The 13,760-nt window shown below is 31.7% G+C and carries 13 protein-coding genes and 1 other annotated feature; of the genes, 11 read left to right on the top strand and 2 right to left on the bottom strand.

The window, feature by feature from the left end:
• Window positions 1–113: 113 nt before the first annotated feature.
• The 5 genes from LL038_RS24530 (at window position 114) to LL038_RS24550 (ending at window position 5,198) form a co-directional block, all read left to right on the top strand.
• On the top strand, window positions 114–1,073 hold the full coding sequence (locus LL038_RS24530; RefSeq protein WP_216123917.1) for a methyl-accepting chemotaxis protein: 960 nt from the start codon (window positions 114–116) through the stop codon (window positions 1,071–1,073).
• A gap of 100 nt (window positions 1,074–1,173) precedes the next feature.
• A complete protein-coding gene (gene hcp / locus LL038_RS24535; RefSeq protein WP_216123916.1) occupies window positions 1,174–2,892 on the top strand; it encodes a hydroxylamine reductase in 1,719 nt (572 codons plus the stop codon).
• A 166-nt stretch (window positions 2,893–3,058) separates the two neighbouring features.
• A complete protein-coding gene (locus LL038_RS24540; RefSeq protein ID WP_216123915.1) occupies window positions 3,059–3,319 on the top strand; it encodes a hypothetical protein in 261 nt (86 codons plus the stop codon).
• A 176-nt stretch (window positions 3,320–3,495) separates the two neighbouring features.
• Window positions 3,496–5,055 carry a sodium-dependent transporter gene (locus LL038_RS24545; protein ID WP_216123914.1) on the top strand — a complete coding sequence of 520 codons (1,560 nt, stop codon included), beginning with the start codon at window positions 3,496–3,498 and terminating at the stop codon, window positions 5,053–5,055.
• A gap of 14 nt (window positions 5,056–5,069) precedes the next feature.
• The gene (locus LL038_RS24550; protein ID WP_216123913.1) at window positions 5,070–5,198 is read left to right on the top strand and encodes a methionine/alanine import family NSS transporter small subunit; all 129 of its coding nucleotides are present in this window, start codon (window positions 5,070–5,072) and stop codon (window positions 5,196–5,198) included.
• A 50-nt stretch (window positions 5,199–5,248) separates the two neighbouring features.
• Here LL038_RS24550 and corA read toward each other — a convergent pair whose 3' ends face one another.
• Window positions 5,249–6,199, bottom strand: a complete 951-nt coding sequence (gene corA, locus LL038_RS24555; protein ID WP_216123912.1) for a magnesium/cobalt transporter CorA — start codon at window positions 6,197–6,199, stop codon at window positions 5,249–5,251.
• 141 nt (window positions 6,200–6,340) lie between these two features.
• Here corA and LL038_RS24560 point away from each other — a divergent pair, with 141 nt between their 5' ends.
• Complete coding sequence (locus LL038_RS24560; RefSeq protein ID WP_216123911.1) at window positions 6,341–7,024, top strand: copper homeostasis protein CutC; 684 nt, start codon at window positions 6,341–6,343, stop codon at window positions 7,022–7,024.
• 64 nt (window positions 7,025–7,088) lie between these two features.
• On the opposite strand, the gene LL038_RS24565 is transcribed toward LL038_RS24560, so the two are convergent.
• Window positions 7,089–7,349, bottom strand: a complete 261-nt coding sequence (locus LL038_RS24565; RefSeq protein WP_216108803.1) for a thioredoxin family protein — start codon at window positions 7,347–7,349, stop codon at window positions 7,089–7,091.
• 209 nt (window positions 7,350–7,558) lie between these two features.
• Between LL038_RS24565 and LL038_RS24570 the strand changes: the two genes are divergently transcribed.
• From LL038_RS24570 to ilvB, 5 genes are all read left to right on the top strand, one after another.
• Window positions 7,559–9,079 (top strand): purple acid phosphatase family protein, encoded by a 1,521-nt coding sequence (locus tag LL038_RS24570; protein WP_216123909.1) that lies wholly within the window; start codon window positions 7,559–7,561, stop codon window positions 9,077–9,079.
• A gap of 82 nt (window positions 9,080–9,161) precedes the next feature.
• Complete coding sequence (locus LL038_RS24575) at window positions 9,162–9,986, top strand: hypothetical protein (protein ID WP_216123907.1); 825 nt, start codon at window positions 9,162–9,164, stop codon at window positions 9,984–9,986.
• Window positions 9,987–10,147: 161 nt separating this feature from the next.
• Window positions 10,148–10,867 carry a polysaccharide deacetylase family protein gene (locus LL038_RS24580; protein ID WP_216123906.1) on the top strand — a complete coding sequence of 240 codons (720 nt, stop codon included), beginning with the start codon at window positions 10,148–10,150 and terminating at the stop codon, window positions 10,865–10,867.
• A gap of 169 nt (window positions 10,868–11,036) precedes the next feature.
• Window positions 11,037–11,303: a binding site (T-box leader), on the top strand.
• 383 nt (window positions 11,304–11,686) lie between these two features.
• A complete protein-coding gene (locus tag LL038_RS24585; RefSeq protein WP_216123903.1) occupies window positions 11,687–11,953 on the top strand; it encodes an ACT domain-containing protein in 267 nt (88 codons plus the stop codon).
• Window positions 11,954–11,980: 27 nt separating this feature from the next.
• Window positions 11,981–13,645 carry a biosynthetic-type acetolactate synthase large subunit gene (gene ilvB, locus LL038_RS24590; RefSeq protein WP_216123902.1) on the top strand — a complete coding sequence of 555 codons (1,665 nt, stop codon included), beginning with the start codon at window positions 11,981–11,983 and terminating at the stop codon, window positions 13,643–13,645.
• Window positions 13,646–13,760 lie beyond the last annotated feature (115 nt).

The following is a 13,760-nucleotide window of genomic DNA, read 5'->3' on the forward strand; positions in this document are numbered from 1 at the left end:
GAAGATTAGTTACGGGATATTAATCATGAAAATAGATATTATATAAATAAAAATAAACTTATGTATTAAAAATTTTTAAAAGTATTTAATTATATAAAATTGGGGGAAAAGAAATGAAATTATTTAAAAACAGAGAGTCTGTTGTAATAGAAGGTAGACTTAGTGAGCCTTCAGATGAAATAGTCCAAAAGGAAGTTCAGTTTCATAATGAAACTACAAGCTTTATTAAGGATATGAGTAAGTTGTTATCGGAAACTGTAAAGCAACACCATATTGTAGATAGTGATCATAATGTTTTGGGCGAACTTGCGGATAAAGTAAAAGTACATATGAATGAGATTTCTAACTTAACAAAAAATACTAATGCATTAACAGATAGCTTACACTTAGAAGGTGATAAACTTATTGAGATTACGGAGGATACAGTTAAGAAATCTTACGCGGGCAAAGTGGCTATTGAAGAAATGGTAACAATAATAAAATCTTTAGAAAAAGAGAATAAGACTACTACTGATAGTATAAATGAATTGGCTAGAAAATTTAGCCAAGTTAATGAGGTTGTTAAGTTAATAACCAGCATTGCAAGCCAAACGAATCTCTTAGCTTTAAATGCAGCAATTGAAGCAGCAAGAGCTGGAGAGCAGGGAAAAGGTTTTGCAGTAGTGGCAGGTGAGATAAAAAAACTGGCTGAAATGACGAAACAAAGCACTAAGGATATTTCAGACTTAATAGGAAGCATTGAGAATGAAACAAAGATAGTTCTAAATAATTCGGGTAAATCTAATGAGGTTATTGCTAAGGGAGTTCAAGCTTCTGATAATGCTGTGGAAAAAATAGAGGGTAGTCTATTTTCTGTAGCGAAAGTGGAACAAGAAGTAAAAGGTGTAATAGATATTTTAACAAATCAAAAACAACACATTGAAAATATGAGCAAAGAAATAATAGATGTTGATAAAATATTAAAAATCACATCTGATGCTATAGTAAATCATATCGACGAAGCAAGTGTTGTAGAGAGGCAATTGGAGGAAACAAAAACACAGTTAAGTTCATATAGTAAAAAATTAATTTAGTAACATATGTTACCGACAGCGGTGTTATAAGGCAGTATAATAACCTCATGAAGCAAGCACAAATAGTGTTTGCAAAAGAAAAAGTTGGAGGTCGAATTATATGTCTATGTTTTGTTATCAATGTCAAGAAGCAGCTAATTGCACCGGATGTACGGTAAAGGGAGTTTGTGGTAAGACTGAGAACCTCGCAAAGGCTCAGGATTTACTAATTTATATATCAAAAGGAATATCAATATACAGTGTACGTGCTAGAGAGAATGGTATAGTTAACAAAAAAGTTGATAATTTTATAATGGAGAGTTTATTTGCAACTATAACAAATGCAAATTTTGATAGAAATATATTTATTAAAAGAATTAGAGAAGGTTTAAGTTTAAGAGAAGAAATGAAAAATCAGATTCTTAAAGCCGGTGTTAAGTTAAGTGATAAAGGCGAAAATGCTAGCTGGCTTAAAAAGATATTTAATCTATTTGGATTTGGAACGGAAGAGGAATTAAACTTACCTGATGCAGCGGTTTGGTTTTCTAATGATTTAAAAGAATTTGATGAAAAAGCAGGTAAAGTAGGTGTACTTTCAACGGAAAATGAGGATGTAAGATCTTTAAGAGAATTACTCATTTACGGACTTAAGGGTATTGCTGCATATGCTAAACATGCAGACAATCTTGGATACAACGACGATGGGCTTCACGCATTCACTCAAAAGGGGTTAGCTTCAACCTTGAATGATAATTTAAGTGTTGATGAACTTGTGGCTTTAGTACTAGAATGTGGTAAATATGGTGTGGATGCAATGGCGTTACTTGATAAGGCTAACACCACTAGTTACGGAAACCCTGAAATAACAAAAGTTAATATAGGAGTTAAAACTAAACCTGGTATATTAATTAGTGGACATGATTTAAAAGATATGGAAGAGTTACTTAAACAAACTGAAGGAACTGGAATAGATATTTATACTCATAGTGAAATGCTTCCTGCAAATTACTACCCTGCATTTAAAAAATACAAGCACTTAGTTGGAAATTACGGAAATGCATGGTGGAAACAGAACCAGGAATTTGAAAGCTTTAATGGACCAATACTTATGACTACGAATTGTATTGTAACTCCAAAGGCTTCTTATAAAGATAGAATATATACTACTGGAGTAACAGGTTTTCCGGGAGTTAAGCATATAGAAGATGGAATAAATGGAAAAGCAAAAGATTTTTCTGCAATAATTAAGCAAGCTAAAAAATGCTCTGCACCTAAAGAAATTGAAAAAGGTGAAATAGTAGGAGGGTTTGCTCATAATCAAGTAATCGCTCTTGCAGATAAGATCGTAGACGCTGTTAAATCTGGAGCAATAAAGAGATTTTTCGTAATGGCGGGCTGTGATGGAAGAATGAAGAGTCGAGATTATTATACCGAGTTTGCCCAGAAGTTACCAAAAGATGCAGTTATACTTACAGCTGGATGTGCAAAATATAAATATAATAAATTGAATTTAGGTGATATTGGTGGAATCCCAAGAGTATTAGATGCAGGTCAATGTAATGACTCATACTCATTAGTAGTAATAGCACTTAAACTAAAAGAAGTATTTGAATTAGATGATATAAACGAACTTCCTATTTCTTATAATATTGCATGGTACGAGCAAAAAGCAGTAATAGTACTACTTGCACTATTACATTTAGGGGTTAAAAATATTCATTTAGGACCAACACTTCCAGCATTTTTATCACCAGCTGTAGTAAAAGTATTGGTTGATAATTTTGGAATTGCTGGAATAAGTAATGCAGATGATGATATAAAAATGTTCATGGGAGCTTAAAACCTAGAATTAGTGTGGTTTAGAAATATTGCTTAGGAAATATTATTTGAAGAAGAGCTCAGAAATGGGCTCTTTTTTACTTACAATAAAAGCTGTAGGTATATTTTTAGATTTCTGTAGAACATTATATTAAAGATGTAAAAATATATTTAAGGAGGCAAAAAAAATGTCAGTTAATGATAAGACTTATGAAATTATAATTACGCAGGAGGGTCTTGATACATATAGGGGCTCGAATATTAGTGCAAGTACTATGGGCGAATATTTAGGTATTAATAGCGTGATGACTGATTTTGAGTGGGATGAAGATATAAACAAAGGCGTAATTCTTTATGCCAAAGTTGTAGATGATATTGCCACTCAGGATGCTTTAGATGAATTAGAAGAGGTTGAGTTTATTGAAAAGGTAGAGGAAAGTGAATTTTAATATAGATAATTAGGGGCTGTCTCATATTAGAAATTATTTTCTATATTAGATAGCCTCTTGTGCTACACTATATATACAAAGGAGAAATGAAAAGTATGAGAGGTTAATTCAAAAGGATGAATGATTGAATTAACTTATAAAGGAAGATTATTATATTACGAATGAGGAGGTGCTCAGTGAGAGAAAATTGGAAAAGCAGGAAAGGATTTATTTTTGCAGCAGCTGGAGCTGCAATTGGTTTAGGAAATTTATGGAGATTCCCATTCCAAGCTTATAAAAATGGAGGAGGAGCATTCCTTTTGCCATATTTTATAGCACTTATAACTTGCGCTATACCATTAATGATTATGGAGTACGCTTATGGTAGGAAAATCCGTGGAGGATCAGTAAAGGCATTTGCAAAATTAAAAAAGAAATTAGAAATCATTGGGTGGATTCAAGTAATGGTACCAATTATTGTTATGACGTATTACTCTACTATTATTGCTGTGGCTGTTGTCTTTATGTTTTTTTCGTTAGGACATGCATTTGGTATTATTAACTGGCTGTCAAATCCAGGACCTATAATGGGCATGGTCACAGGAAGTGCGAAAAATGCATTAGATTTGGGTGCTGGTATTAGTATTTATATTTTAATAGCGGTTATTGTAGTCTGGATTTGCAACTGGCTGATTGTTAAAAAAGGGATTTCTGGCGGAATAGAAAAAATGTCGATGTTTTTTACACCTATGTTAATGGTCTTAATGATTATATTTATGATTAATGCAATAAATTTAGATGGTGCAGCAATAGGACTCGAAGCACTCTTCAAACCAGATTTCTCAAAAATATTAAATCCTAGTATCTGGGTTTCGGCTTATGCTCAAGTGTTTTTCTCAACAACCTTAGCTGTAGGTGTTATGATCGCATATGGTTCATATTTAAATGAAAAAGCAGATATCGTAAACAGTGCGATTATAACAGTTTTAGCTAATGCAAGTTTTGATCTTATTGCAGGGGTTTTAGTATTCTCAACATTAGGTCATTTAGTAAATAGTATGGGTGTAAAATTCACATCATTTGGTACAGGTGCAGGTGTCGCATTTATGGCATTCCCAATTGCTATTTCAACAATGTCAACCAATATAGTGGTCCAAGGGTTATTAGGTTTCTTATTTTTCTTTTGTCTATTTATTGCAGGTTTATCATCTAGTATTTCAATGCTAGAATCATTTACAACTGCAGCTTTAGATAAATTTGATATTTCTCGCGAAAAGCTTGTCTCAATTATTTCTATAGTTGGTTTTTGTGGCAGTGCATGTTTTGCAAGTTATGCAGGATTCAACTATATATTAGATATAGTTGATGCTTATGTAGGAAACATTGTAATAGCAGGACTTGGACTCGTAGAAGTTATTTTAATTAGTTATTTTTATGGAACTAGTAAACTTAGGCAGGAAGCAAATGCATATTCAGACTTCAAGGTTGGAATATGGTGGGATTATTTATTGAAATATTTTACACCATTATTACTTGGAGCGGTTGTGGTAACAAATATATTCAATTTAATTACTGAATTATTTAGTAAAAGCAAAGTTGAAATAGTTTCAAGTATTGTTTTTGGTTGGGGAACGGTACTCATAATGATAGGGGCATCAATTGTACTGTATAGAAAAAAATGGACTTCAAAATCACAAGAAGTGAAAAGTTTATTAACAAATAATGATGTAAATGAAGAGGACTCTATAAATAGATAATTGGAGGGAGATTTATGTCAACAAGTGCTATAGTAATGATGATAATTGGATGTGGAACAGTTTGGGGCGGAACGGTAGTTTCAATTGTTATTGCATTGACGGTGGAAAAGAAGAAAAATCTTAATAAAGAAGTTAAGTGGTAAAATTGGTACAAACAATAAATTTATTTTTTATTGCTTGTACCAATTTTCTATTATAACCATTTTTTCTTATTGAAATATATAATTTCACAAAAAGAAATGAAAAACATTATAAATATAGTAATAAAATAGCCGTATTTGTAATGTAACTCGGGCATATCTTGAAAATTCATTCCATAAATCCCTGTGATTATTGTAAGTGGCATCATAATAGTAGTAATTATTGTTAAGACTTTCATAACTTTATTCATGGAATTTGATAGTTGGGAAGAATAAAGCTCAAGGCAAGATGTAACCATTTCATGGTCAGATTCAATTAAATCATATATTCTAAGTGCATGGTCATATATATCAGTGAAATATACTCTATATTTTTCAGTTATAATATCATCATGGCGAAGGAGAGTGTTTAAAACCTCTCGTAGTGGAGAAACGACTCGCCTAAGCTTAATTACAGTTTTTTTAATTTTCATAATATTGTTAAGTGTATCTTGAACAGGGTTGTTCATGGATTCTTCTTCTAAAATATTGATTTTCTCTTCTACTTTATCGGTTACAACAAACAATTGGTCTATTGCATCATCAAGTATATTATATAAAACAAAATCACTTCCATTAGATACAATAGCGAGTCCATTGTTTATGTCATTCATAATCTTTTTTATGGATCTATTTTCACCATAATGTATTGTTATAATATAATTCAAACTAATGTATATATATATATTGTTATAAGAAAAGGCATTGCTAACATTATTATCTGTTGTGGAAATGATTAAAAAGTGATAATCATTATAATCGTTTATTTTAGACCTTTTAGCTTTATGCATACAGTCTTCAATAGTGAGATGGTGGAAATTAAATTTGTTTTTCAGAAATTTAAAATCATTAGCAGTTGGGTTACTAATATTAAGCCAAAACACTTCTTTTGTATCTGGATCTTCAGAAAATGCTTTTTCTAAGTCATTGAATTCATGTACTTTATTATTAATATATGTAATCAATAAAATCTCTCCCTTTAATGAAGTGTCGTTTATAGAAATATTAACTCAATTATATATTACTATTGATATAGAATATATTATATATGGTAAAATAACAAATAGATATAATATAGAGTATATTTTCACGAAGGAGACTTAAAAATGATTGAAATTATCGCAGCGACAATAGAGGATGTAAAAAGAATTGAAGAAAGTGGGGCTGATAGAATAGAGCTTATTAGTGCATTATCCGAAGGAGGTTTGACGCCCAGCTATTCTCTCATAAAAAGAGCAGTTCAAAGTGTTAAGATACCAGTAAATGTTATGATAAGACCACACGGAAAATCGTTTGTATATACAGATGAGGAAATTGAGCTTATGGTAGAAGATATTATAATTGCAAAAGAATTAAAGGTAAATGGTGTAGTATTTGGGGTTTTGAATAGAAAGAATGAGATATGTGCACCTTCTTTAGAGAAGCTTTTAAAAGCATGTGATGGCATTGATGTAACCTTTCATAGGGCTATCGATGAGCTGTTAGACCCGGTTAAAGGTATAGAGGTTTTAGCAAATTATGGCCAAATTAAAAACGTTCTTACATCAGGTGGAAAAGGGAATATACTTAAAAATATTCCAGTTATCAAAAATATGGTAGAGAAATCAAAACATATTAATGTGATAGTTGGGGGCGGCTTAAATGCTCGAAATATTAAAGATATTATAGAGAAAACAAAGGCACCTGCGTATCATTTTGGAACTGCAGTAAGAAATGATAAATCAGTATTTGGAGAAATAAATATTGATAGTTTAAGAATATTTGTTAATACTATTAGCAAACAGAAATAGGTAACTACGTTACCAACCTCTGGCTACTAATAACATATAACTACTTACTAATTTGCAAGTGCTTTTACTTGCAAGCTTCGTCGAAAACTTTACGAATAATATCTTTAGAGGGCACGCCTTCATGTATCTTAACCCCATCTACATAAAATGTAGGAACATAATAGTAATCGTATTGTTTAGCTATTTCTGGTTGAAGTTCTTCATCAATTATTTTAACTTCAATGTTTGCATATTCTGGATTAGTATTCTTTAAGTCTGTAATAATAGAATGTGCTTGTTTGCAGTATGGACACCAGTCAGTTATAAACATTAATACAGGTTTCATTTATTAACACCACCTATTTTTATTTAAAGTATATATTATTTTGAATCTTACAAGATATTATACACTATCTTGTTTCTAATAAAAAAGTATTTTAATTTAAACTATCTCCCATTATTTACATAAACTTAACCTAACATTTATGAGTTATTAACTTTAAACAGTTATTCTTATAATTGTAGATAAAAAAGAAAAAATTTAGGGGGGTAAGGATGAAATTTTTTGATAAAAAAGTTTTAAGTCTATTTGTTTCAATTGGTGTTAGTTTTGGTTTGGGTAATGGAGTAAATACGGTCGCTTTTGCAGCAATCAATGGAGTAGCAACTGTTGATCAAGCGGCTCCAATAGGAAATATTACTAAGGTGATGGTAACATTTTTAAAAGATTCAACTACAGAGAAAGGATTTACTTGGTATACTTCGAGAAAATCAATTGCTAGTGATTTGCAAGTAGTTGAACAAACTTCAAATAATCCACTTCCTAATTTTACTAAGGCTATTAATATTGTAGGAAGTTGTGCAATTCCAAGTAATAAAACAGATGTGGCTACACCAACTGGCACAACAACTTCAAAACTAGAGTATTTGCATAAAGCAGAGGCCACTGGGTTAAAGGCGAACACAACTTACTTCTACCGTGTTGGTGATGCTTCACTAGGTCTTTGGAGTGCAGGTACATTCCAAACAGCTTCAATAAGTGGAGCTTTTTCGTACATAGATATTGCAGACCCACAGGCTAAGGAATATGGTGAAGGGCTTCTTGCAGCTAGTACATTTAAAAAAGCTCTTGATACTGTTCCAGATTCAAAGTTTATACAAATCAGTGGCGATCTTGTTGATAAGGGAAACGTAGAATATGAATGGGACTGGTTATTTAATAATATAGGACAAAAATTTCTCAATACAACCATAGCTCCTATTGCAGGAAATCACGATGAATATAAAGGTTCTTTTACAGACCATTTTGACCTGACTCCTGCGGCGGGATCTGACATAAGTACTGGTGTTTATTATTCTTATAATTACTCAAATGCACATTTTGTAATGCTTAATTGCAATGAAACAGCAGAAAATGGGCTTTCAATAGGGAACAATAACCTCACTCCAGCTCAAATTGCTTGGTTGAAAAAGGATATTACTGATGCAAAAGCAGCTGGTTCAAAATGGGTTATTGTGAATATGCATAAAGGACCTTATAGTACATCAAATCATGCTACTGATATTGATTTAGCAGGTTCTGGCGGTGCAAGAAAAACACTCGCACCTATATTTGCAAAATTAGGAGTTGATTTAGTTCTTCAGGGTCACGACCATATTTATGCTAGAAGTAAGCCGATAAAAGCAGATAGTACAGCAGTAACAGAAACTTTAAAAACAGAAAGTTTTCAAGGTCATAATGTTAATTATGAACAAAATCCTGGTGCACCTGTTTATTTAATTCCAGGAACAGCAGGTCCAAAGGTTTATTACAAAAATAAGTCAATCGTTTCAGACCCTAATGCAAATGGTTATGATCCTAAATTTTATGGACTATTTGATAAAGCAGATGAAAATCATGCAGCTATTTATGGGGCAGCCGCAGTTGATCTAAGCAGACCAGAACGCAGTAATATACAAAATTTTGAAAGTGTAACTGTAGATGCAAATAAATTGTCTGTTATTTCTTATGAAATAGACCAAAACAGAAACAGTAAAGCTCCATATATTATCGATATGTTTGGTATAGAGAAATAGAACTAAAGCGCTATCGATGTTGGCGGATTTTAGGAAAGTTTAATAATATCAAATTTAAATAAAGTAAATGGGGGTTGAATATATGAACAAAAAAATTATAAATTCATTATTTGCTGCGTTAATAATAGCTGGAGCGACATCGTTGTCAGCTTATGCAGCAATGGCAGATGGTACTGTTGTTATAGGAAGTAAAGCTTTTGACTTGAATTATGCTAATAGTCCAGTAAATCTTGCAGAAATAACTAACGAAATACAGGTAGGTAGAGTAGTTTATGTTAAGGAATTTGGTGGAAACTGGATTAATAATATAACTGGACTAGTGGTGGATGGTAGCTGCATACCAGCTGTAGTTTATAAGAATGCTACTAAACAAATTAACTTTGCTACTGGAGATAAAAATGAAATTATTTCAAATGTAAATGCAAATGAAACGGTACGAGCATATGAATTAGCACCAATATACTCGCAACCTCAGATAACTGGTGCCAATGCATTGGGAGCAATAGCCCAGGTTGCAGTTGGGTCGCTAACAGATGTATTAACTAAGGATGATTTACAATCTCGTATAAATAATGAAAATGATAAAATAGCAGCACGGGTGGTATATCTTCAAATTGGTGAAATAAAAGCTGTTAATGGCACAATAACATTAACATTTAATAATCCTTTAGTTGTAAAACCAGAAGTTTCGGCTTTTGTTGTAAATCAGACAATTGGAACTGGAGTTGCAATAAAAGTAGTGCCTACAGCAGTTGATTTAGACTCAACTGGAAAGATTATTACTTTAACTGTGCCACAAGTCAAAAAAATATCAACTGAGCAGAAAGTGGTTAATACAGTATCTTATGATACAGCTGTACCAGTTACTGAAGCCGGATTCAAAGTTGCAGTAGATACCTCACATTAGAAATAATGAAATGAGAAAAGGACAGTATTGAACTGTTCTTTTGTTATTTGAAAAATAATTTTTAATGTTTAGATATAGATTAATCTAGCCTAGATTAGGTAACAATAACTTAGGAATGTATATATATATTTAAGATTAACTATATTTATGGAGGATATAATATGAAGAGAAAAAGTTTAACTATGTTTACAATTTTTTTACTTTTATCTTGTTTCTTAGGGAGCCAAACAGCAATGGCTTATTCTACACTAAGTAAAAATGATGAAAAAGTAATATATTTAACATTTGATGATGGACCAAGTGTTATGACAGATAAGGTTCTAGATATACTTAAAGAAAATGGTGTAAATGCTACTTTTTTTCTTATAGGAAATCAAATAAAAGGTTATGAGGATATGGTAAAAAGAATATATACGCAAGGTAATAGTATAGGTCTGCATACCTACACCCACACATATAAGAAAATATATTCAAGTAAAAGAGGGTTTATAGCTGAGATGCTTAAATCTCAGGATGAAATTAGTTCTATTATAGGAGTTAAACCAACAATAATAAGATTTCCTTCGGGTAGTAGCAAACATTTAACTAAAGCTTTTTTAGAAGAACTTCATGGGTATAATTTTAAAGTATATGACTGGAATGCTGTTATGTCAGATGGAGTTAATTGTAATACTCCTCCTGACAAATTGTATAGAGAAGCAACTAAAACTACAGTTAGGGATCATCCTATAATACTGCTTATGCATTGTGACTATATGCATAAGAACACATGTAAGGCATTACCTAGAGTAATAAAGTTTTATAAAGATAATGGATATGAATTTAAAATTATTAATGATAAAACACCTGAAGTTTATTTTCCAATTAAAAATAATAAATAATAAACACGCCAAAATAACCAGTTGAAGTGATATCAAATCATATTAACTGGCTGTTTGTTTTAAAGGTAATAATAAGAAAAAAAGAATTTTATAAAAATATACGAAATTGTTTGACAATTGTGTAAATTTAGAATATTATATGTATTAAGATTAGATTTAAAATAAAATGTATAAAGCGATGATGGAGAAAAAAATTCCAAAGCATAACTACAGAGAGCCAATAATTATTGAGAATTGGTGTTATAGTGGGAATAAATATATCACTCTAGAGCTTCTTAGTTGAAATAAAGTAAACATGGACGGATGCCACCGTTATAAGGCTAGGTTTTAAAGAGATTTAGTGATTTTGAATTAGATTTCTTGGAGCTGATAATAAGGTAATTCATTGATTTGAATTATGAACTAGGGTGGTACCACGAAAGTTTTCGTCCCTATAAACATATATATATGTGTTTATAGGGATGAAAACTTTTTATTTTTAAGAAAAAGTTTTCTTAGGTAAGTCTAAATGTAAATACAATAAATTTTAGCTTTAACAATTTAATTTTACAGGAATATATTAAAAAATAAAATAATAAAATAAAGCTATGAAGGAGATAAAGATATCACATTTAAAACCACAGAGAGTCAACGTTTGCTGAGAGTTGATGTTTTAAGGATATGTAATAATCACTCCTGAGCTATAAGAATAATAAGGTAATTTACAAAAGTAAATTATGAACTAGGGTGGTACCACGAATCTTTCGTCCCTATAAACATAACTAATTATGTTTATAGTGATGGAAGATTTTTTATTTGCGAGTAAAAGGGGGAGTTGTAATGTATAAAACTATAAGTGCAAAGGTGGAACATGGTATAGACGCATTAGTAAGAGTTACAAACACTTTAAGGAGAAAAGAATTTAAAATAAAAGGACTAGTAATGACAGAAGTTGAAATTGATGGATATTCGGATTTAAGGATAACAATAGAGGAATACTCTAATTTAGGGATAGAACAAGCGATGATGCAGCTTAGAAAAATTATAAATGTATATGAAATTGAAGAGGTTAAAGGTGAGCTCGTAGCACCGAAGGTGATGATTTAATTAAAAAACTAAAAAGAAGGTGATAATATGTTACTTAATGGAGCTCAAATAGTACTTAAGTGTTTAAAGGAGCAAGAGGCAAATATTATATTTGGATATCCAGGTGGAGCTGTGATTCCACTCTATGATGCACTATATGATGAACTTGATTATTTCACTCACATTAGAACGGCTCATGAACAAGCGGCAGTTCATGCAGCAGATGGGTATGCAAGGTCCACTGGAAAGGTTGGTGTATGTTTTGTAACTTCAGGTCCTGGTGCAACGAATACTATAACTGGAATTGCAACAGCTTATATGGACTCGATTCCAATAGTTGTAATTACAGGGCAGGTTGCGAGAAGTTTGCTTGGACGTGATTCTTTTCAGGAAATAGATATAATGGGAATTACTTTATCTATTACAAAGCACAGCTGCATTGTAAAGGATGAAAAAGAATTAGCAGGTACTATAAGAGAAGCATTTGAAATAGCAAAAAGTGGAAGACCGGGGCCAGTGCTTATTGATATCCCAAAGGATATTTTCTTAAGTGAAACGGAATATGAAAAAATAGATAAAGAAGGTAAAGTCCAAAAGCCTACTATTAATATAGAAATGGAAAAAATACAAGAAGCAGTTAAAATGATTCAGGATTCAAAGAAACCTATAATTTATGCTGGTGGTGGAATTAAAACAGCTAATGCTTCAAAGAAATTTTGTGAGTTTGCATTGCTTTGCGATATTCCTGTGGCAAATACATTAATGGGACTTGGTACTATTCCAAGAGATCATAAATTATCTCTTGGAATGGTAGGAATGCATGGATTTCGCGAAACAAATTTAGCGGTGACAAGGAGTGATTTAATTATAACAATTGGTGCACGATTTAGTGATAGAGTAATTGGAAAAGCAGATGAATTTGCACCAACTGCAAAAATCATTCAGATTGATATTGATGAGACTGAGATAGATAAAAATAAGAGCATAGACTTATCTTTAGTTGGAGATATGAATACGATACTAGAAGATTTAATTTCTAATATGGATCAAAAGGATAGAAAGGCATGGCATGAGGAGATAGAGAATCTCAAGGTAACAAATAATACAAATATAAAACAAAATAGTTTTACGCATGTTGATGTGCTCAAATGTCTGAATGGAGCTCTTGAGGAAGATACAATTGTTACCACTGATGTAGGACAACATCAAATGTGGACTGCCCAAATGTGGAAATTCAAGTATCCTAGAACATTTATAACTTCGGGAGGCCTTGGAACAATGGGGTTTGGATTAGGGGCTGCAATTGGAAGTCAGATGGGTAATTTAGACAAAAGGGTGCTACTAGTAACCGGTGATGGAAGTTTTCGAATGAGCTGCAATGAACTTCAAACTATATCAAAATATAAACTCCCTATAATTACTTTGATTATGAATAATCATACCTTAGGAATGGTAAGACAGTGGCAGAGAATGTTTAGCAACGGAAGATACAGTGAAACAGATATCGGTGATGAGGTAAACTATGTAAAACTTGCACAGGCTTATGGTATTGAAGCATATAGAGTTACAAGTAGGGATCAATTAAAAAATGTACTTGAAATAGTAACAAAGGAAAAAAGGCCTATGCTTATAGATTGTGTAATAGATAAAGAAGAAGGCGTATATCCAATTGTACCGCCAGGTAAATCTATTAAGGAATTAGTATTAGAGTGAAACAATGCTTTTCAGTAATATTTCAGATATATAAATTAAATTTTTATTTTATAAAAGAGCCACTTCTGGGATGAAGTGGCTCTTTTTGAAATATTTTTTAATACAACTTATATTT

It is taken from the genome of Clostridium estertheticum, assembly GCF_026650985.1.
Taxonomy (GTDB): domain Bacteria; phylum Bacillota; class Clostridia; order Clostridiales; family Clostridiaceae; genus Clostridium_AD; species Clostridium_AD estertheticum_C.